Raw genomic sequence first — 20,757 nt, 5'->3', positions numbered from 1 at the left:
AGCCGAGTAAAAGCCAGGTATCATCACCGATCACCTGTCTTTCACTCGGCTTTTCAGCTGAAAATTCTCTACGTATCCAATGACGATTTACGGATAACCGCCACACTGGACTCCCTTACAATCAGCCGCGGCTCGAACTGTACGCGTTCATACGCTCCTGCCCCCTGCTCACGAATCCGTTTCAGCAAAAGCTCAGTCGCCAGCCGTGCCACCTCTTCCCCCATGATCGAAACAGAACTGATCTGCGGAGTCGTAATCGTCGTCCACACATTGTTGTCAATTCCCACGACCGCGACATCTTCTGGTACGCGGACGCCGAGCTCCTTGAACCGATTCACGATCCCGATTGCCACCATGTCATTGACCGCATAGATAGCGTCCGGCATGTTTTTCAGGCTAAAAAAGTAATCGGCAGCACGAAGGCCCGTCTCAAACGAGAAGTCCTCACCAAAATACACCAGCGAAGGATCGACGTGCTGAAGTGACGCCTCATAGGCAAAATACCGCTCCTCGATCTTGTCCTTCGGCGCACCAGCGTATGCGATTCGCGTACGGCCAATTTTGATCAGATGTTCCATGACGAGTCGCCCTTCTTGACGGGCCATGCTGACCACATCTGCTTTCACACTATCTTCAAGCTTTTTTCCATAGTTAATAATCGAAACGGGAACACTCGCTTTGTTAATCATCTGGACCAACGTCTTCGGATAGGCGAGCGGCATGATAATCAGCCCGTCTACATGCAGCTTTTTGACCTCACGCACAGTCTCAAGCTCCATTCGGGCATTTCCTGCTGTATTAATTTGTACGACACGGTAGCCGTGCTGCTTGGCTGCTTGCTCGACAGACCAGGCGATATCCGGAATGATCGCATTGCGAATGTCAGGGACAGCCAACGCGATTTGATAGGTTTGGCGTACCTTTAGACTTTGCGCGGAAGTGTTTGGAATAAAGCCCAGCTCATCGATCACGTCCAAAATCAACGCTTTCGTCTTCGGACTGATCCCGCCGCTGTCATTGATGGCCCTCGATACTGTTGCAATTCCTACGCCAGCCTTCTTCGCCACGTCTTCTATTGTCACTTTATTTTTTGTATCCAACGCCTTGCTTTCCTTTCCATACCGGAATCGTTTTCTAAGTTTCCGATCTAAATTGTGTTTTCCTACCGCAATTATAGCATACACAAAAGTAACGGTAACGAGGCGTGAGCAAAACATAGCAGACTCTTGCCTAGGAAATCAAATTGACAAGATGCTGAACTTATGACATATTAATTTTCGGAAACGTTTCCTATTTTACTTGCTGAATTTCATATAGAATCCAAATCGAACGAGGAGATGGCAGATATGAAAGCATTACGTTGGCACGGTTTGAAAGACCTCCGTTTGGAAACCATTTCGGAACCGGTTGCGAGCAAAGGTAAAGTGAAAATCAGAGTCGAGTGGTGCGGGATTTGCGGAAGCGACTTGCACGAATACGTGGCTGGCCCGATCTTCATCCCACAGGGAGCTGAACATCCACTTACAGGTGAAAAAGCCCCGATCGTAATGGGGCATGAATTTTCCGGACAAGTGGTGGAAATCGGGGAAGGCGTAACCACTATCAAGGTTGGCGATCGCGTCGTTGTCGAGCCGGTTTTCGCTTGCGGAACATGCGCTGCGTGCAGACAAGGCAAATACAATCTTTGTGAAAAAATGGGCTTCCTCGGTTTGGCAGGCGGTGGTGGCGGCTTCTCGGAATACGTGGCTTGCGATGAGCACATGGTCCACAAAATCCCAGACAGTCTCTCCTATGAGCAAGGTGCTCTTGTGGAGCCATCTGCCGTAGCCCTTTATGCAGTTCGTTCAAGTCAGTTGAAAGCTGGTGACAAAGCTGTCGTTTTCGGTGCAGGCCCTATCGGCTTGCTTGTCATCGAAGCACTGAAAGCAGCAGGTGCAGCTGAGATTTATGCAGTGGAGCTGTCCCCCGAACGTAAAAGCAAGGCCGCTGAGCTGGGAGCTATCGTCATCGATCCAAAAGAATGCGACGTAGTCCAGGAAATTCACAACCGGACAAACGGCGGTGCAGATATCGCCTTTGAAGTCACAGGCGTGCCTCCTGTCCTCACGCAAGCCATCGAATCTACCAAAATCGCTGGACAAATCATGATCGTCAGCATCTTCGAAAGAGAAGCTTCAATCAAGCCAAATCACATCGTGATGAAAGAGCGCAACATGACAGGAATTATTGGCTACCGCGATGTATTCCCTGCCGTCATCAGCCTGATGGAAAAGGGCTTCTTCCCGGCAGACAAGCTGGTCACCCAGCGCATCAAGCTCGACGACATTATGGAGAATGGTTTTGAAGCGCTGCTGAAAGAGAAAAACCAGGTAAAAATTCTCGTTAGCCCGAGAGCATAATCGAAAACGATTCCATAAATATCGTGCTGTTTCCTTCCACATAAGGAAATACGCCATTCCGCTACAAAAAAACGGAGAGAAAGCAGGGGTCATTCCTGTTTTCCGCTCCGTTTTTTCTTGTTACCCTCTTCGATTTGTAACCTTGCGCTCAGTGAAGAGGAGGAAGTGTCCTTACGCTTCCTTTTCTTGCGTATGTTTCAAAATCGCTTCGATGACGACATCCCAATCCCCATACGGAAGCTCATGCCCTGTCCCTTCCAACGTGAGCAAGACTGCTCCCGGAATGGTGTCTGCAAGATGTAATGCATGCGCGAAAGGAATGAGCAAGTCTTCTGTACCGTGAATCACGAGAGCTGGTACAGCGATTTCCGCTGTCCGCAACAAATACGGTTCACTGGCCGTCACGAAGGCGTGGTTATTTCTACTCGCATAGTGGTTGCTTCTGGCGATATCGATTTTGGCCAATTCACGAACGCGCTCCTCGTCAAAAGGATGTTTGGAACCACTGAGAACTTTCCAACTCGCAACCGCCGCCTCTAACGCCTCTTTTTCATCCTCCCAGTTGATCTCCCCCATCTTGCTGAAAAACTCCATCAGCTTCTCATCGATTGGTGGTAGGCCAGGTGCAAAATTCGATGTCGCGTGCAATGTGATCGTGCGAACTCTTTCGGGATGTCGCAATGCAATCATTTGTGTCAACATTCCGCCCATCGACATACCAACGAAGTGTGCCTGCTGTACACCGAATGCATCCAGGACGTGAACAGCGTCATCCGCCATATCTTCAAACATATAACCTGGTTGGCCAACCTCGTACGTCGTGGAGCGCCCGACATCCCGATTATCAAAACGAATAACAAATCGTCCAGCGTCGGCTATTCGCTGACAAAATTCTTCCTCCCACCAAAGCATGGACATCTGGGCTCCCATTATCAGCAAAATCGCCGGATCTGTGGGATTCCCAAAGCTTTCCGCGCATATTTCCACACCGTTTACTTTTAGGATCTGTTCTGCCATTGTACGTTTTCCTCCTCAACGAACTGTAATAAAAAAACACAGGCTAGGCTGCCTGTGCTTACGTCATCGAAAAAGGAAAGAGAAACGGAAACCATGGACATCAGATACCCGCATCTGATTGTACAGGATGGATTCCATTCTCTTTGCAGATCATGCAAATAGAGGGGGCAGCACGCTTGCCTTCCTCACTCCCATTTGCCCATGATTCAATTGGGTTACCGTAGCGGCAAACCATTTTTCGATTCGTATGCACACAACATAGCCTTTTTACGCTATATCATCGATTGTGTTGTGCGAATAAAGTATCGAAAAATTAATTTGCCACACGTAACCCTCCGTTCTTGATAAGTTGTGCCCATCCTATCACATGCTTTTTCATCTGTCAACGATTGGCAGTTTCAACGGTTGTTCGTAGCTATCATTTTTCTTCTTTGACAGCGAAAAGCAGCTTTCGCACCCGCTCATTACGCAGCCACAATCCGCCCCACATTAAAATCGCGAGGTAGACAGCAAACAGTGTATGCGTAAAAAGAGGCGCGTCGACACGGATCTGGGTCGCAATGACCCCACCGAAAAATCCAGTCAACAGAAGCGCACCCAAAACTGCTGTCCGGGGGATCGCATACAACACCGTTGATACAAGGGCGAGAATTCCAATCACACCAATGTGATGCTGCGCATAGCCGAGTACGAGGGTTCCCTCTACGACAGGAGCAGGCTGGATGAGTTTAAATACACCGTCAAAAAGCATAAAAAGAATGACTAGTCCGCTCATAATCCGTGCAATCCACAGACGTGTTTTTGAAATTTGACTCCGCATGGGGGTCCCACCTTTCATTTTTTTCCTAAGCAGATCGTAGCACATTCAAAACAGAGAGATTTCTTCTGAATTGCTCTTTTGGGGAAATGTTCACTCGGTAACCTGGTTTTTCGAGCAGAAAAAAGAAGTGCCAGCCTGCCCGCCGACACTTCCTATTCCAGCTCTTATTGCAATTGTTGCACCTGATAGCCCTTGGCTTTCAAATGATCGATAACCATGCCTTTCATTGAGAAGTGGGCAGCACCGACCACGACAAAAGAAGTCGTTTCTCCTTTTTTCTCCAACACTTCTGCCAGTTTAATAGCCATGTTTTTGTCTCGCTCACCGAGCAGGCGCTGGTTCACTTCGCCTTCACCGAAATCGCCATTCGTCGTCATGATCTGGGTAAAGCCATTAAGATCCCCTTCTACCCATTCCGTCTGCATATCTTTTAAGAGCTTTGTGCCTTCCTCCAGCCCTTTTTCGGTCATCGCACTATCTAAAATAATGTTCAATTCTTTCTCCTGCTGCTCTGCCGGTACACCTGACAGCAAGTCCGCTTGCAGCTTAATGCCTTCCAGCTCCTTGATCGGCTTCTCATCCAGCATCGCCTTCGTCAGGAAGTACCTGTCGATGCCAGTCAGCATCGCGAACTGAAGATCCGTTTCACCGTCTGCGTAGCCGAGCGTTGGCACAGACAACGCAATAGCAAATGGCTTGTAGGCATCAAAAGAATTGGCTGGCAGTTGCAGCTTTGCAAGCAATTTTTGCACCTTTTGGTACGTCTCAGCGGATACGTGATCCTTCAGTGTGGTGCCATCCGTGTATACCATCTTCTGTGTTAAATAGTCATTGTCACCGTTGATAATATCGGCTTCGACCCACAGTTCATCCGATTCTTCATACGCTTCCCGGATGTCTTTTTGCATCGGGTACATATCTGCGATCCCCATGTGGATCGAGCCGAGCAAGTACATGGTATTTTTGCCATTAGTCACTTTCCACATGAGACCTTCGGCACCGCTTCCCACCGTATCGAATGCGAACTCGACCAGTCGGCTCGCCATCACCGTCGCTTGTTCAAGCGTGCTTGGCTGGTTCAGCTCCAGACCTGCGCTTGTCCCTTTGACCAAGCCTTTTTTCTTCATATAGTCAATCGGGTTATCCCCGGTCATTTCGAATGCTGCTGGCAATTCGTAGTTCGCCAGGAGTTTGTACAGAGAAGTAATGACTGCTTCTCTCGTAATGACCTTATCAGTCGGAAAGGATAAGGAAGCGTTCTTTTTCTTCAATCCCAGAAGATCCAGCTTTTTCGCCGTTCCTTCCATCAACGAAATAAATTTGTCAGCAGGAATCGATTGCTGAAATAAACCGTCTTCATACCACGCCAGTGGAAAAATTCCGTATTTCTCCCCTTCGTTCAACGTGGTCACCGACCAAGGGCTGATTACGGGAGCTACGGGAGTTTGCCCGTGAACCGGAAGCACATACCCTAGCAAAAGCGCCAAACTGAGTGCACCTGTACCTGCCCAACGAGTCAGTTTGCTCCAGCGTTTGTTTAATTTCATGAAACTTTCTCCTCTCGATTCTAAGCTGAATGATTTTATGCCATTCTATCTTAGTGGTAGATTATACCACAATCTTCTGGAAGAGATAACCGAATGATAGAAAAGAATAGAAAATAGGGCCTTTTTCACTATACATAAAAAGCAGCCACTCTGATCGTCAGGATCATGTTCATCACCATAAAAAAACTCACCCTCTATTTTACAGGAGGGTGAGCCCTTTTTCGAAATCGTTACTGAATAGATGCTTCTTCGATTTCTTTATACGCCCAATGACCAGGTGCGACATCCGGCCATCTTTGCGGACCAGCTTGGTTCTCTGGGACGCGATTCAGCACGCGATTGAGAATCGTTACGGCTTCGGCACGAGTCAGCGCTTTCTCTGGCTGGAAGGTGCCATCGGGGTAACCTGTCATGTAGCCTTTCGCAACAACCGCTGCAATGATTGGAGATGACCAGTGATCTCCCCTCACATCAAAGAAGGCAGTGCCCCCTCCTCCACCTTGCAAGGCCTTGTATTTATAGATGACTGCGGCTATTTCCGCCCGGGTAATGTTGGCCGATGGGCGGAATGTGCCATCGGTGTAGCCGCTCATCATACCCGCCGCACTTGCTTGATGAATCGGATTTACTGCCCAGTAGTTGTCGGCTACATCGAAGAACCTTCCCTTATTCGCAGAAGACTGGCTCACCATTCCGGCGTTCAGTAAAATGGCCGCCATCTCCGCACGTGTCACCGTGCGATCCGGTTGAAACGTTCCGTTTGGATAGCCGTTGATATAGCCACGTTGACTCTTACTTTTCTTATTGGTTGACGGGCGTTCCTCTTTCTTATCTGTAGAGCTGCCTCCCGTAAAAAAGCTGTTTGTCGGCGTGGTATAGGAACCTTTTTTACGGCCTTTGTCCCGATCCCGGTCTCTGTCTCGATGTTTGTCATCCTCTAGATCTCTCCATGCTTTCTTCAAATCGTACAGAGCATCGTCTACCTCCGACTGCGTGGCATGTGGATCATCGATGACATCCCATGCTTGTTTGAGTGCATCTTCCAAATCACGCCAGCTTGATCTGGTGTAGTCGTCTTTATCCAAGTCTTTATCCTCGATCTCGTCGACTTTGGCTCTCAATTCTCTTTTATAGACCGCGTCATCCTGTCTCTTTAAATCTTGTCTTGCTTTGATCAGTTTCTCAAGGGCAACATCTACGACAATCTGGCTCGCATGCGGATCATCCAGCACAAAGTAAGCATTCCCTAGTCGATTCTGTAGCTCTTTCCAGCTGGCCCTCGTGTAATCTTTTTCTTGCAGCTTTTCTACTGCAATTTCCTCTACTTTCGTTTGTAGTCTACTCTTGTCAACTGTACCTTCCTGCTTCTTCAGCCCGTCTCTTGCTATGACTAACACGGACAAGGCACCATCGATTTCTGCTTGGGTGACGTTTGGCTTCGTCAGTACCGCTTTTGCAGCATCCAACGCATACACAAGCTTGCTCCAACTGTCTGGCGTATATTTTTCCTGGTTTAAGTTCTCGGCGTTAATTTCATTGACTTTTCCTTGTAAGTGACGAAGATCTACAGTGGCTTCTACCGCGGCAGGTGTTTCCTCTGCACTTGCTGCTTGGCTTACAGGCACGAATATGGATGCTTGGAAGATCAAGCAAAAGAGGCTAAAGAAAACCAGACTCGTTACGGCTCTGTGAAAACGTCCCAATTCCCATCCTCCGTTCTTTCCGATGACCTATCTGATCATCTTTTTTCCAACCATTTACATTGTATGATGGAGACCGATAAGAGGATTCATATTTTTAGAGGCCAAAAACAAACAAAAAACCAAGTAGCCAATAGAGCAGCTACTTGGTTTTTATTTTCTGATGCTACGCAGAAATAGGTTTTTCCGGGCGTTGCTTTGTCTTGCCGGAAAACGAAAAATTGGTCCACATACGCAATAGTCGTTCCACTGGACCATAACGGAATCGTTTTAGATACAGTGGGCTTAAGAAAAGCTGTGCCACATAAATCACGATCGCTAATCCACAACCAGCCAATATCCCGATCTTTCCGAACCATCCGAGTCCATATCCATAAAAGATGGTCGTACAAATGACGGTTTGCAAAAGGTAATTGGTTAAAGAGAGTTTCCCCACAGCTTCAAATCTTGGCAGCCAAGTTGATTCCGCGCCTCTGGAAAAGAACCAAACAAAGGCGAAAATGTAACCGATGGCAAGGATGCTTTCCCCCGTTATATCACCGACGCCACTCCACCAAGCTCCCGGCAGATACACATGGAGCGCTTTTAACAGAAGTCCCGCTGGCAAGAAGATCAGCATGTTTCGGAGATACGAGGTTCGTTCTTGCTCTGGCTTTTCGAACCACCTGCACTTCGCAGCATACATCCCAAAAAGGAACATCGGTGCAGTCATAAGCGGCGCGATCAACAGCAAAACAAACATCATGTATTCTGGCAAATCAAGCGGATCTTCGTTGCTTCTGTGATGCACGATCTCCTCGTATGTTCCCGTGCCGTAGACGGTCATGGTTTTGACCACATAGGCTTCCATACGGGCAGAATCGGTAATACTCGCAGGATCATTCGGATCATTTGGAGCAAGCCCCATTAAACTGACGAGGCAGAGCAAGACAATCCCCCAAATGAGCAGAGTTTTCGGTTTCCGGTTCATGAACAGTAACAAAAAGAAGCCCATCATGCCATAAAACCCCAAGATATCTCCTTCCCACAGGAAGTACGAATGAAGGAGACCAAGTCCGATCAGCATGAAAAACCTGCGGGTAAGGTAGCGTTTTTGTCTCAAGCCTTTGGCAGCCAAGCTTTGCTGCATTTTGATCATGCCAAAACCAAACATGAAGGCAAAAATCGGCATAAAGCTGCCTTCCACAAATATTTTCACAAGCTGATAAGCTGTCATTTCATAATTGGGGAGGGCGTACAACTCCATTTCTTGGCTTCCCCAAATCCCATACTGGAAAATCAGCATATTCGCCATCAAAATCCCTACTAAACTAAATCCCCGCAAGCCATCGATGATGCGAACGCGGTTCTGCTTTAGCTCCATGACAATCACCTCAAGCCTGATTGTAACGAGCTAAGCTTAATGGCTTCTAAATCACGCCTTACCGTTACCTTAATTTTACATTTGTCGCAACTTGCGTATGATAGACGATCAGGAGAACTTCAACCGATCAAATATTTCGACGAATATTTTATTTTCAATTGCTTCTTGTCGTAGAAGCCCCATGAACAAAGGTGATACTCACTGCCTATCCAGTTTTGAAAATGGCTGATTGCTTCACCAAAGCTCGGTGCTTGATCCACCTCTTTTTGAGAAATGGATGTTAATTTTTTGCAAAAGTCTGAGAGAATAGGGTTTAGCTTTGGCTTGATAAAAGTTTGAAACTCACCGATCACGGCAAGGTTCTCATTCAACTTTACCGCTCCAATTTCTATGATTTCATTTTGTTTCGTCCTGTCGTTTTCCCAGCATGTAGCTTCAAGGTCAAAGATGATGTAATTCATAGTCATTCCTCCCGTGGCTGACACTCTTCCAATGCATTGTCATTTCCCTAAAAACGAATATTGCGACTGGCACGTATCCCTCTAGAAAATATACCAAATTTATCCTACACCTACTAGCAAGCCTATCAAAAGGTCCTCTCGTCTATCAGATAGATGACTTAATTTCAAAAGGCATCGTTTACTCGTCCAATCACTCTCCCGTTGTCCAACATAATTTGAGTTATCAAGGTAAGAGGGGGTGATTTTATTGGCACGTATTCTCGATAAAGCAGCCGTTCAGCCACGCCGTAGATTTAATTTGGCAAATTCCTTTACAATCAGACGCTCGCCAGGAAGGTCTCGTCTCGCCACCATCCGAATCAGAATACCATCCAGGAATTCCCAACCAAATCGTGTGGAATTAGTTGCAACAGTTGGTGTTCGGGGGATTACCGGTATTGCGCAAATCCTCTTCCGTGTATTTCGTGATGGTAGAGAGATTTTCAACACCCTCCAAGGTATTGAATCTACTGGTTCTGAACAAAACTATGCTGTCACCTTTCAGGCAATCGATCGAAATGTAAGGGCTGGTACCCATATTTACACAGTAACCGCAGAAAATCGAACGGCAAATACCAGAGCTAATGTTGTGGGTCCTGTTACGTTTAGTGGACTTGCAGTAAGAACGAGAACCTGAATGCGTTAAAAGGCACCTGAATAAGGTGCTTTTTTTGCATATGCTTTGGTACTTTTTCCGAAAACTAGCAACAATTTTGTCGATCATACGTACAACTCTTATAAGATACATCATTTAACAATGTAATCGAGGTGTTAACAAGCATGGAAGCATCAATCTCAATTGTCACCTACCGCCCTGAGCTAGCCGCAGCGGTCGCAGATATGTGGAATGCCAGCCGAGATAGCTGGGGAGGCGGAAATTCGATTACGACAGCCGAACAAATCAGACAAGAAGAGGCAGCCTCTGACGCTATCACTGTCTATCTCGCAATGGAAGGTGAAACGGTCGTTGGTTATTGCAGCCTAGCCGAATATCGGGAAGATACCGGCGCCCTCTACATCCCGTTGCTCAATGTACGTCCCGACTATCACGGAAAAAAGGTCGGCCGGATGCTACTCTCGTGCGCACTGAAAAAAACGATTGAGCTCGGATGGCCGAGACTTGATCTGTATACGTGGGCAGGAAACACGAAGGCTGTTCCGTTGTATAAGAAGTTCGGCTTTTTCTGGGAAGACCGGGACGACGCCACCCATCTGATGAACATGATTCCTTCTGTGCTCCGTACCGAAGCAATCGCCCATTATTTTGAAGAGCTTGACTGGTATCAGGACTCCACGCGGGAGATCGTCGTAGAGCCGGATGGACGCAAGGAAAACGGCTTTGATTACTTCACCTACTCCTGGGCAAAAGGAGAACAGAGCTTGCGCGTGGAGTTTGAGCGGCGCGGTCGAGGCATGCGCCTCATCGAGACAGAAGATTATCTCGTCTCCGCCGAAGTGGAAAAGCTGGAGCTGGTCTTTGGACGGGAATATCAGATTCACTACCGAATCATCAACAAATCAGGCAAGCCGTTACAGATTTCGTTAAACGGGCAACCGAGCGACACGATCCGCTTTGATTATCAGCACGAGCTGGCTGTGACAGGGGATACCACGCTGTCTGCAACCTTTTTTGTCGATCCAATCACAGAAGAGCAAAGCATCTGGCGCACGCATCCGCGTGTCTGCACCCACCTGCTGATCAACGGCAAGGCAGCGCTATTTGAGGTAGGAATCCTTCCCAAGTTTCCTGCTACCCTTTCCTTGCATGTACCTGGCCTCTCCTATCCGGGACAGACAAAACTGTTTTATTTGGACGTGGAAAACAACTTTGCGGAAGAAGCGGAATTTGTATTCAAGCTGCCCGCTTGCTCATTTTTCAGCTTACAAGAGCACCCTCACATACTGAAACTGTCCGGCAAAGAGCGCATTTCGCTTCCGCTTAACGCTGACCTGTATGAACACGGCTTTTACGAAGCCAACGTACAGGTGGAGACAAAGCTCGCAGATGGCAGAACGGTTTCTTTTGCTAAAAAAATCGGAGCTGCCTTTACCGGACTAGGTGCGATGGTGTCGGGAGAAACGGAACAGGCTTGGCAAGTTCACCATGGCCGCCATTCGCTCTACTTGAACAAAGAAGATAATGAGATGACCGTTGTCGGCGGGACAGGCGGGGACCCAACCACTCTCTACTATCCCAAGCTCGGCAAACCCTTTTCCAGCGAGTTCTCGAAGAAACGTGCCGAGAAAGTTACGTTTATCGCTGAAAAGGGAGCGATCGGAATCCATGCGACGTATCACTCTAGTACCTACCCGCAAATCGCATTGGTTAGCAAAACGCTCCTATTCGGAGATGGCACCGTAGAACACGGATTGGAGATAGAAAACCACTCGGCTGACAAGCTGGCTGCTGAGCTTTGGCTTAACCAAGGCTTTCATCACAGTTTTCTCCGCCCCATTGTGCCGTACCAAGGCCTTTATGTTGAAACACCATCCTCCTATGGTAGCGATATGGATTATTGGGATGCTGAGTTAGTCAGTGAAAACTGGCTGTTTACACAAGATGAAACGGCCCCATGGGGAATGTGTTGGCCTCCTGAATACCGTTTTGACATTCAAGGCTGGTACGTCACACTGGAAACCAATCTCGGCATGCTTGCTCCACATGAAAGAAAATCGTTTGGCCCGATCCACTTCTCGCATGGTGGCTATAACGACTGGAAAGAGTTCCGCGCCTTTGCCCGTAAGGAACCTATGCCAGCAGACCTGATCTTGACCTCTCACCTGGAGTTGAGTGCCAATGGACAAAATCCGTTTGTCTCAAGCACAGACGTGGATGTACAGGTGAAAGAGTACAAGCAGCAGTACTTGGAAGGAGAACTGATGGCATCTCTTATGAGTGAGTCAGCTTCCGGACAAACACAGAGCTTTACAGAAGATGAGGAAGAGACGGAATCTGGCTTCTCCTTCAAGACGCCGGAAAAACCATATGACCTCGTGCAAGTAGAGGGACGTTTTGCTACGCATGTGTCTCATTTGCAGAGCGCCATTTTCCCAATCGGTCAAGGCAAGGTCATCCAGGAGCAAACAGTGGAAGAGGGACAGCAGGTCTATATCGCCGACAATGGACGATTGCGGATCAAAGCCGCTCCAGATTTTGCCTCCACACTCTACTCGCTCACAAGCAATGGGCAGGAGTGGCTGGACAGCGCCTTCCCTGAGCGGAAGCCGAAATCTTGGTGGAATCCATGGACAGGCGGAATCGGCAACTATATGGAGGAGTTAAGTGCGTTTTCATTGGTTAAGGAAGAGCGTACGGCTTCGTTTGTCGAGCTAGTCGACAACAAGCAAAATGCTTGGCAGGGAATCAAGGTGAGCTACCATGTGAAAAAGCAGGAGAAGTATCGCGGGTTGACTTGCCACCAGTATTACTTGCTGCTGCCAGGAGTACCTGTCCTCTGTCATACCGTAGAGATTGAGCAGAATACCGGAACGTACTTTGCTGGCAAAGAATTGGCCACTGACATCTTTTTGCAGACAGGAACCGAGGACGCAGCGGTATGGCTGAAAACGGTCGGTACAAACGGCGAGGAGCTCAACTACACGCTGGCACAAGGTGAATTGGATGTCCTTGAGGTCTCCGATTATGTCCTCGGGCGAGCTAACAGCAAGGATCAGATGCATATCGTTACTGACCTCGATACTGCGGACCTCCAAGTATACGCAAACAAAGAAGTGGCCGTAGCTTCTGTCGTACGCGAACTAAATCTGCCAAACAACAGCACGACCTTTACTCCGCCTGTCTTTTTCCTGTTTGCCGACAACACGCTCCCATCCAATGCCTTATCTGACTTACGAGCGATTCGCTTTGCCAAATAAGGGAGGGCTTCACAATGAAAATCATTGATGCGCACATGCATTTATCCCATATCGAGGAATTCAAGCGGACGGCAGCTGAAAAGTCGTTTGTCGATTACTCTGTCGCTGGTCTCTTGCAAGAATATGCCGAAAATGGCGTGGTTCTTGGGATAGGCATGGGCTTGACAGAGACTCAGCCAGACGGCTTTCCCGATGTGGAAGCTCTCACTCCTATGGGACTAGACCTGACAGACGAGTTGCCGCCACAGTTCGTCTACTGTCTGGGAATCAATCCGTTCAAGCTGGATGAAGCAGCAGTGGCACGCTTGGAAGCTGATTTGCAAAAACCCAACGTGGTCGGGTTAAAAATCTATTTGGGCTACTATCCCTTCTACGCCTATGATAGCGTCTACGATCCCGTCTATGCACTCGCTGCCAAATACCAGGTGCCTGTCGTCTTTCACACCGGCGATACGTACTCAGAGCGTGGGCTCTTAAAATACTCCCACCCTCTGACACTGGACGAGGTGGCGGTGAAGCATCGAGACGTCAATTTCATGATGGCCCATTTTGGTGATCCGTGGGTACTCGATGGGGCAGAGGTTGTTTATAAAAACCGCAATATGTTTGCAGATCTCTCCGGCTTAATGGTCGGTGACGCAGCCAATTGCAAGCGACTCGCGGAATCTCCTCTCTTCTTCTCCCATCTGCGCCACGCGATCACCTATTGTGATCATTACGACAAGTTTTTGTTCGGAACAGACTGGCCGTTGGCACCAGTGAAGTCGTATATCCAGTTTGTACAGGACCTAATCCCAGCGGAGTATCACGAGGATGTGTTTTACAAGACAGCATTGAAGGTGTTTCCCAAAATCAAGCCGTTAGTTGAGTAGACGATACAAATCCTATATCCCATGTCTCTTCCTCTCGAAGAAACATGGGATTTTTCATTTGTTCAAGAAAACTTCTTCTATTTACGACAAAAAACGACAGTTTCCGTATTATGATACATATATGCGAGTTTACTTATACATCGTCAGGTTCGGACAACCATGACCCAAAACTTTCGAGAGTAAAGAGATAGCAAGGTTTCTACTAAATTGGGGGAGGACATGTTTCCTTGAAGAAAAAAATTGCCTGGGTTACAGACAGTACCGCGCTCATACCTGAACACGTCATGGAAGAGCATGATATCTACGTCGTTCCACTGGAGATTATCTTTGAAGATGGTACTTATGAAGACGGCATTGATTTAGCTCCTGAACAGCTTTATCAAAAAATTAAGCAGGCCAATCATGCTCCCAAAACGTCGCAGCCTTGCTTAGGAAAATTTGTGTCGCTCTACGAACGATTAAAGGAAGAGTATGAATGCGCGATTGCTGTCCACCTCTCCTCTGATCTGAGCGGAACCTATAATACAAGCGCAACAGCAGCCAAGATGGTAGACTTCCCTGTCGAGTCGGTAGATTCCAAGCTGATGTCGTACCCGATTACCTCGATTATCTTAAACGGAATCGAGCAAGCCAAAGCAGGAAAAGACTATCTAGAAATCGCGGCTTCCTTGCGCGAAGAATACAAATCTTTCGAGAACTATATCCTGGTCGGCAGTCTCGACCAGTTTTACAAGGGCGGCCGAATGACCGGTTTGCAATATTTCATCGGCAATCTGCTTCAGATCAAGCCGATTTTCCAAATGAAAGACGGGCTGTTTGAAGTATATGAAAAGGTTCGTACCGAAGGAAAAGCGGTCAAGCGCATGCTGGAACAGCTGGAGAACGCCAAACAGAACTACTCCGTGAAGCACGTGCAGATTTTGCATGGCAACGTCTTGGACAAAGCGCTGGAACTGAAAGAGAAAATTCAAAGCAAGTACGCCGATGTCGAGGTGTTGGTTGGGCCGATCAGTTCTACGATTGGGGCGCATGCTGGGATGGGGACGCTGGCGTTGGCTTGGCGGAATGAGTAAGAGTGAAATGGGGCAGTCTCACTTGCCGATTTTTTCGGCAAAGAGCGGCCCCTTTTGTATGTCATTTTAGCACCATTTCATCATGTTCCACCCTAATCACTACATTCCCCTTCTTCCGCCCTGTCTCTACATATCGATGAGCCTCCGGTACTTGTTCCAGCGAATAACGTCTATCAATAACCGCTTTTATCTCCCCTGCCTCCATCAACTCTTTGAGGAAAACCAAATCCTCCGTCCGCACCTTCGCAATCCCTTGCCCATCCACTGTCAGGAATATCCCGTTGGGCACCAATGCTTTTACGCAATGGGACTTCGTTGCTTTCCCAACCGCATCAAATATAACGTCATACCGCTCTTCTTTTTTCGTAAAATCCTCTTTCGTGTAATCGATGACGGTATCGGCCCCCAACGATTTCACCAAATCGAAATTGGCGGAGCTACATACCGCTGTCACCTCAGCCCCCAAATACTTGGCAAGCTGTACCGCGGCGGTCCCTACTGACCCAGAAGCCCCGTAGATCAGCACTTTCTGTCCCTTTTGCAGCTTTCCTTTTCGAAAAAAATGCAAGGCAGTCGTTCCCCCAAAAGGAATCGCAGCGGCTTCTTCATGTGTTACATTTGTCGGCTTTAAGCCCACGATTGCGTTTTCTTGCAGGCAGATGTACTCCGCGTGCGCACCGCATCGCATCCCGGTTAATGCATAGACGTGGTCTCCTTTTTTAAATCGTTTCACATGTTTGCCGATCGCTTCGACTTCCCCAGATAGCTCCACACCAAGAATCGGATTTCTCGGTTTGGTGAGGCCGAGCACGATGCGCATGGGAATCCAGAGCAAAAACGGACTTTTGAAGGCGCGTATTCTACAGTCTCCAGATGTAACCGTTGTGGCATGAACTTTTATCAGAATTTCATTATCCTTAGGTATAGGATGTTCTACTTCTCTTAGCTCCAAAACATCTGGCGATCCGTATTTTGTACATATCACGGCTCTCATTGGCATCTCCCCCATCCACTTTGCCATGAGTATAGCGGGAGCATTGTTTGGTATACAGATACTTAAGTATTGTTTTGGAATTTACAACAAGCCCAACTGGCGAGCCCGTGCGACTGCTTCCGTACGCCGCTGTACCTGCAGCTTGTCAAAGACATTCCGGTTATGCCCTTTCACCGTGCTGAGTGCGAGGAACAGCTGTTGGGCAATGTCACGATTCGATAATCCTTTTTCGATGAGCTGCAAAATTTCAAGCTCTCGCTCACTAAGCGGCTCGATCAGGGAATCAGCATGGTGGGGCTCGAATTCTGCAAGCAGTTTTTCTATATAGCGTGGCAGCATTCTATGGACTGTCGCATCGTGCAATATTCTTTTCATCTGGCTACCTTCGTCGACAAAAGTGCGAATGAAGCCACCCGGCTCCGCTATCACCAATACGTCTTTCATTATTTGCGCAGCTTTTGCTTGATCTCCCTGCACTTGCAGAGCAACCGCTTGCAAAAGCATGATTTTGAGCCGTTCATCTTCAATCTGTTTTGCCTCCGCCTGCACGAGTAATGGCTCGAGCACCGCAAGTGCTGCGGACGTATCTCCCTGTGCCAGAAGAACACGGGCTTGGAGTATGGGTAGGTCGTGCCTCAGTGCCAATCGGGCTGCCGCTGTCAGGTTGTCCTGCTGAAGCAAAATAAGGACTTGTACTTCGGCAATAGGAGGCATCTGCATGACAAAGCCTTGCTTGCGAGCCACATACTCAGCATTTGCAAGCATGGTAGCCGCTCCGCTAACGTCTCCCTGTGCTAGCTTCAGTCTTGCGAGAAACACCTGCGCTGCTACGACTCTATCCGTTTGTTCCAGCTGACGTGCTAATTGAATGGACTGTTGACCATGGAGCTCCGCTGTATGCAGGTCGTTCCATTCATAAAAAATCCGGGCCAAACCCAGATGCGCTTCACAAGCAGCTGGTAAAGGTGGAGAACCCGCCAATTTTTGTACATGCTGATAAGTCTCAGCCGCCATATGGAGCTGATTATCTGCCTCCTGTAGCTTCGCTAGTCCAAGCGTAGCCATCATGGTGATCACAACATGGCCAATCTTTTTACTGATCGATAATGCCTCCTGGTAAGCCTTGGTGGCTGCGGTACGATTCCCTTGGAGGTGATAAGCATACCCCAGCGACCACGTAGTGGCTGTGCGGACAGGCAAGTTGTCGGGGTGCAGGTATGCTAAGGCTCGCTTGGCCTCAGCCATGATTTCCTCTGCTTGATGCATGCTCACAGCCAAAGTGGCACGTATAGCAGCGATATGCCCAAGAGTATCTCTAGCACCTGCATCTTGGCCCATACCTTGCATTGCTTTTTCAGCTGCTAGCAATTTCGGCTCAACGCCAGTTATTTGTCCAGTCATCAGCAATGCTGAGGCGTACATCACCCACAGCGCTGGCCTTACATCCAGCTCCTCGCGTGGTAACGACTCCAGCCAATTCAGCACAGGAACTACTCCTCCACGAAAGAGCAGCGGCATCCTCTCTCCCTCCACCAGTCGTGCTGCTCGCGATAGATCATTGGCTGCTACTGCATGGTGAAAAGCTTCCATTTCAAATCCATTGTCTTCATACCAAATGCTTGCACGGGTGTGTAATTCTGCGAGAATTCGCTCGCCCTCTCCTGTTATCGATGAAACACGCTGACGGAGCCTCTGCCTCAGCAAATCAGCAAAAAGGTGGTGATAGCGGTACCAACGCCGTTCGCTGTCCAACGGAACGATAAACAAATTGGCGCGTTCGAGGAATTCTAACGTTTCCTGGCCTGAACCTAAACACATATCACTTTGACTAAAAACGGCGTCACAAAGAGGACCGGACAATCGGTCGAGAATGGATGTATGCAACAAGAATGCTTGAGTGCTTGCCGATTGCTGGGTTAGCACTTCTTCAACCAGATAGTCGAGAATAAAAGGATGACTCCCAGAAAAAGATGGAAGGAAGGCTTCGACATCTATTTGTTCTTTGATGGAAAGAGCAGCTAACTGTAAACCGGCAATCCAGCCTTCTGTGCGGGCTTCGAGCAGGGCGATGTTTTCCGGTGACAACTCTACCTCCATCACCTTCTCCAGAAATTCAGCTGCTTCCGAATAGGTGAAGCGCAAATCGGATACGCGGACTTCATTCAATTGGTTCCGTACTCGTAGGCGGGCAAGAGGCAGTCGTGGTTCCTCACGGGTTGCAATTACCAGATGCATTTGCCGGGGCATGCGTTCAAGCAGGAATGAGATAGCATCATCAAGCGGCCCCGTTTTCAAAACGTGGTAATCATCGAAGACAAGAACAAAAGGGTTGGATATTGCGATTATTTCATGAAGCAGAGTCGAGATCATTAACTCGATTGATAGAGGTTGAGGAGAATGGAACAAAGGATATATGCCCGATCCAATATTCGGGCCAATATTTTGCAGCGCTGTGAAGAGGTATGTAAAAAAATGCGCAGGGTCATTATCCCCTTCATCCATGGAAATCCAGGCGAAGGGTCGATCACCGCTAGCAAGCCATTCACTGACAAGTGTTGTTTTCCCGGAGCCTGCTGGTGCTGAAATGACCGTCAGCTTGCGATTTAGGCCCTCGTTTAACTGCTCGATTAGTCGATGACGGGTAACGGTCTTCAACCGTGGCGGGGGCATATACAGTTTGGTGGTTACAATTGGAATCGTCATAAAGAAATTATATGTACCGTTGTCTCTAAGCGTCAACTCCGCCGACTTTTTGATTTACTCTCTGCTTTTTTCAGGTTGCTCGCTACACGGTATTGGACGATTTTCCTAATCAGATCATAAGGTAAGGGCTGATTGATCGGAAATTGCAATGTCCCTTTCGACTTGTGATATTCCTTCACTTCCTCTTTGAATTCCTCTATACCACCTGGGGATGGATAAAAACCGATATGATTTTTGAAAGCAGCAAAATGCACCAGATTTCCATGGAGGGCAAAGGTAGGCATCTGGTAGCTGATCTTTTCCTTCGCATCCGGCGCCTCCTCCTTTATTACTCCCCTGAGCGTTTGCAAAATCTCCTGAACCTCGGGAGCAAACGTCGAAATATATTCATCGATGGACGCATACGTGACTTTGGTTTCTTTCATGGAGGAATCTCCTTTCTCGATCAGAGGTGAATGCCTTTATTATCTCCCAATCGTGCATGACACAAAAAAACACGCCGCGCTGGCGTGTTTCGTTTCGTTTTGGTGGCAAGGATGCTATTTCGTTATACGTTTTCCAATAGCCTCCACGAGCTCTCTCGTTGTCTTGGGCAGATTGGATTTTAAAATCGAATTAATCATAGGACCCTTCACACCGTGTGCGGTGATATCCAGACACCCCGTCATTTTCGTCCGTGCCTCACCCAATGCCTTCGCTTTGAAGTAGCCATGACCGGTAAAATTCCCACTAATCCCGGTCAAGGTAAACCTCACCTCGGTCGGAGGCGTCCATTCGGTGATATCCACTTGCAGGCTGATGGTCTTCTTCATGATGCCGATATCGCCTGTAAACGTCCAAGCGACACGACGTTCATTGATTACCTCGTGGCTGATGTAGCCAGGTACCAGTGGAACCCAATTCTCCACTATACTCACAAACTGCCATACCGCCCCGATGGGCTGGTTCAGCTCCACATCATGTATTCCTTGAGGCATGATTTGCTCATCCCTTCCCCCAGTGTTCTTTGGTATCTTGTTATGTTTATTGTCGGAACACGGGAGATATTTCAGGAATATGGCGGGTTAATCCCACCAAAAATGCCATACATCCTGTTTCATTAAATAATCCGCGTAATGCCCTAATGAAGGAAACTCATCCAAGACGTACTGACAAAAGATGAAATGCTCTTTTGCCAGCTTAATTGCCTCCTCGTAGGTCTGCGGTCTTGAACCGGCTTGAAAAATCCACGTATCCTCTGTCACAGCGAGAATCTTGATCCCATACGCCTCCTGCCAGTGCTTTACGATAACGGACTGGTAAACGGGCAGTGGGCATTCATTATATCCGCCCATCGGGACCCACAACGGTGCTTCATAGCCGGATGCATTCGGCAATTCCAGGACAATCAGGGCGTCATCTTGTAATCGATCCTGCACCCATTTTTCACTTATGAGGAAGGACTCCGTCTCTGTTTCACTGAGTTGTTCATTGATCAGCTCGTTCCCTTCCCATATTAGGGAATATGCCTGATAGATGCCTTCAAAGTTCTTTCCTTCCAAACTTTTCAATTCGGATTCAATGTCTGTATACAAAAGGTGAGATTTCACAATCCGCCGAAAGACATCCTCCACAGATAAGCCGTGAACCTCCTCTAGCTGTTTATGTACATAATCAGAGAGTGACCCCTCTTCGTCCACTGCTTCTTCTATCATCTCTAGTATATTATAGCTAGGCAGAACCAAAATGCTGTGCTTATCTTCCTTTGTAGCAGGTACCGTGAAATCCTCCGCAGCAACCACTTCTATGTCACATTCTTTTAGGTAATTCGACAACTCTTCTACCATCGTCACACCTCTTTTTTTGCTTTTTTTCATACCGTATATCTTACCACATCTAACAGAAAAATCCTGT

The 20,757-nt window shown here is 48.0% G+C and carries 16 protein-coding genes and 2 pseudogenes; 5 read left to right on the top strand and 13 right to left on the bottom strand.

What is annotated here, in order from left to right:
* Positions 1-68 precede the first annotated feature (68 nt).
* Positions 69-1,100 carry a LacI family DNA-binding transcriptional regulator gene (locus BBR47_RS07640; RefSeq protein WP_041749803.1) on the bottom strand — a complete coding sequence of 344 codons (1,032 nt, stop codon included), beginning with the start codon at positions 1,098-1,100 and terminating at the stop codon, positions 69-71.
* Positions 1,101-1,346: 246 nt separating this feature from the next.
* Between BBR47_RS07640 and BBR47_RS07635 the strand changes: the two genes are divergently transcribed.
* Positions 1,347-2,399, top strand: a complete 1,053-nt coding sequence (locus tag BBR47_RS07635; RefSeq protein WP_012685187.1) for a 2,3-butanediol dehydrogenase — start codon at positions 1,347-1,349, stop codon at positions 2,397-2,399.
* Positions 2,400-2,570: 171 nt separating this feature from the next.
* Here BBR47_RS07635 and BBR47_RS07630 read toward each other — a convergent pair whose 3' ends face one another.
* The 7 genes and pseudogenes from BBR47_RS07630 to BBR47_RS07605 form a co-directional block, all read right to left on the bottom strand.
* On the bottom strand, positions 2,571-3,416 hold the full coding sequence (locus BBR47_RS07630) for an alpha/beta fold hydrolase (RefSeq protein WP_012685186.1): 846 nt from the start codon (positions 3,414-3,416) through the stop codon (positions 2,571-2,573).
* Between the two features lie 100 nt (positions 3,417-3,516).
* A complete protein-coding gene (locus tag BBR47_RS30815) occupies positions 3,517-3,669 on the bottom strand; it encodes a hypothetical protein (protein WP_012685185.1) in 153 nt (50 codons plus the stop codon).
* Positions 3,670-3,834: 165 nt separating this feature from the next.
* The gene (locus BBR47_RS07625) at positions 3,835-4,236 is read right to left on the bottom strand and encodes a DoxX family protein (protein WP_012685184.1); all 402 of its coding nucleotides are present in this window, start codon (positions 4,234-4,236) and stop codon (positions 3,835-3,837) included.
* A gap of 164 nt (positions 4,237-4,400) precedes the next feature.
* Positions 4,401-5,783: a TraB/GumN family protein gene (locus tag BBR47_RS07620; RefSeq protein ID WP_012685183.1), complete on the bottom strand. Its 1,383-nt coding sequence runs from the start codon at positions 5,781-5,783 to the stop codon at positions 4,401-4,403.
* 230 nt (positions 5,784-6,013) lie between these two features.
* Positions 6,014-7,486 carry an S-layer homology domain-containing protein gene (locus BBR47_RS07615; protein WP_012685182.1) on the bottom strand — a complete coding sequence of 491 codons (1,473 nt, stop codon included), beginning with the start codon at positions 7,484-7,486 and terminating at the stop codon, positions 6,014-6,016.
* A 163-nt stretch (positions 7,487-7,649) separates the two neighbouring features.
* Entirely contained in the window at positions 7,650-8,846 is a 1,197-nt protein-coding gene (locus BBR47_RS07610; RefSeq protein WP_012685181.1) for a DUF418 domain-containing protein, read from the bottom strand.
* Between the two features lie 152 nt (positions 8,847-8,998).
* A pseudogene (locus tag BBR47_RS07605) lies at positions 8,999-9,307 on the bottom strand (exonuclease domain-containing protein); the annotation flags it as partial.
* Positions 9,308-9,554: 247 nt separating this feature from the next.
* Here BBR47_RS07605 and BBR47_RS07600 point away from each other — a divergent pair.
* The 4 genes and pseudogenes from BBR47_RS07600 (at position 9,555) to BBR47_RS07585 (ending at position 15,167) form a co-directional block, all read left to right on the top strand.
* Positions 9,555-9,983, top strand: coding sequence for a hypothetical protein (locus BBR47_RS07600; RefSeq protein WP_041749302.1), 429 nt, complete (start codon positions 9,555-9,557; stop codon positions 9,981-9,983).
* A 143-nt stretch (positions 9,984-10,126) separates the two neighbouring features.
* Positions 10,127-10,468 (top strand): annotated as a pseudogene (locus BBR47_RS31935) (GNAT family N-acetyltransferase); the annotation flags it as partial.
* Positions 10,469-13,236: 2,768 nt separating this feature from the next.
* The gene (locus tag BBR47_RS07590) at positions 13,237-14,094 is read left to right on the top strand and encodes an amidohydrolase family protein (protein ID WP_012685177.1); all 858 of its coding nucleotides are present in this window, start codon (positions 13,237-13,239) and stop codon (positions 14,092-14,094) included.
* Between the two features lie 227 nt (positions 14,095-14,321).
* Positions 14,322-15,167, top strand: coding sequence for a DegV family protein (locus BBR47_RS07585; protein WP_012685175.1), 846 nt, complete (start codon positions 14,322-14,324; stop codon positions 15,165-15,167).
* Between the two features lie 61 nt (positions 15,168-15,228).
* Here BBR47_RS07585 and BBR47_RS07580 read toward each other — a convergent pair whose 3' ends face one another.
* The 5 genes from BBR47_RS07580 to BBR47_RS07560 form a co-directional block, all read right to left on the bottom strand.
* Entirely contained in the window at positions 15,229-16,161 is a 933-nt protein-coding gene (locus BBR47_RS07580; RefSeq protein WP_012685174.1) for an NAD(P)-dependent alcohol dehydrogenase, read from the bottom strand.
* An 81-nt stretch (positions 16,162-16,242) separates the two neighbouring features.
* On the bottom strand, positions 16,243-18,864 hold the full coding sequence (locus BBR47_RS07575) for a LuxR C-terminal-related transcriptional regulator (protein WP_012685173.1): 2,622 nt from the start codon (positions 18,862-18,864) through the stop codon (positions 16,243-16,245).
* 32 nt (positions 18,865-18,896) lie between these two features.
* On the bottom strand, positions 18,897-19,289 hold the full coding sequence (locus tag BBR47_RS07570; RefSeq protein WP_012685172.1) for an iron chaperone: 393 nt from the start codon (positions 19,287-19,289) through the stop codon (positions 18,897-18,899).
* 114 nt (positions 19,290-19,403) lie between these two features.
* Positions 19,404-19,841, bottom strand: coding sequence for a CoxG family protein (locus BBR47_RS07565; protein WP_012685170.1), 438 nt, complete (start codon positions 19,839-19,841; stop codon positions 19,404-19,406).
* Positions 19,842-19,928: 87 nt separating this feature from the next.
* Positions 19,929-20,690, bottom strand: a complete 762-nt coding sequence (locus BBR47_RS07560; RefSeq protein WP_012685169.1) for a DUF4253 domain-containing protein — start codon at positions 20,688-20,690, stop codon at positions 19,929-19,931.
* Between the last annotated feature and the right edge of the window lie 67 nt (positions 20,691-20,757).

This window comes from Brevibacillus brevis NBRC 100599 (genome assembly GCF_000010165.1).
GTDB classification, from domain to species: Bacteria; Bacillota; Bacilli; order Brevibacillales; family Brevibacillaceae; genus Brevibacillus; species Brevibacillus brevis_D.
The sequence above is the reverse complement of the archived record's forward strand: the minus strand, read 5'-3'. Positions and strand labels throughout refer to the sequence as shown.

Bases quoted from the DNA above. Each gene is read 5' to 3' on its own strand.
- BBR47_RS07635 (WP_012685187.1), top strand. From the start codon at position 1,347: ATGAAAGCATTACGTTGGCACGGTTTGAAAGACCTCCGTTTGGAAACC.
- BBR47_RS07630 (WP_012685186.1), bottom strand. From the start codon at position 3,416: ATGGCAGAACAGATCCTAAAAGTAAACGGTGTGGAAATATGCGCGGAA.
- BBR47_RS07625 (WP_012685184.1), bottom strand. From the start codon at position 4,236: ATGCGGAGTCAAATTTCAAAAACACGTCTGTGGATTGCACGGATTATG.
- BBR47_RS07620 (WP_012685183.1), bottom strand. From the start codon at position 5,783: ATGAAATTAAACAAACGCTGGAGCAAACTGACTCGTTGGGCAGGTACA.
- BBR47_RS07610 (WP_012685181.1), bottom strand. From the start codon at position 8,846: ATGGAGCTAAAGCAGAACCGCGTTCGCATCATCGATGGCTTGCGGGGA.
- BBR47_RS07590 (WP_012685177.1), top strand. From the start codon at position 13,237: ATGAAAATCATTGATGCGCACATGCATTTATCCCATATCGAGGAATTC.
- BBR47_RS07580 (WP_012685174.1), bottom strand. From the start codon at position 16,161: ATGAGAGCCGTGATATGTACAAAATACGGATCGCCAGATGTTTTGGAG.
- BBR47_RS07575 (WP_012685173.1), bottom strand. From the start codon at position 18,864: ATGACGATTCCAATTGTAACCACCAAACTGTATATGCCCCCGCCACGG.
- BBR47_RS07570 (WP_012685172.1), bottom strand. From the start codon at position 19,289: ATGAAAGAAACCAAAGTCACGTATGCGTCCATCGATGAATATATTTCG.
- BBR47_RS07565 (WP_012685170.1), bottom strand. From the start codon at position 19,841: ATGCCTCAAGGAATACATGATGTGGAGCTGAACCAGCCCATCGGGGCG.
- BBR47_RS07560 (WP_012685169.1), bottom strand. From the start codon at position 20,690: ATGGTAGAAGAGTTGTCGAATTACCTAAAAGAATGTGACATAGAAGTG.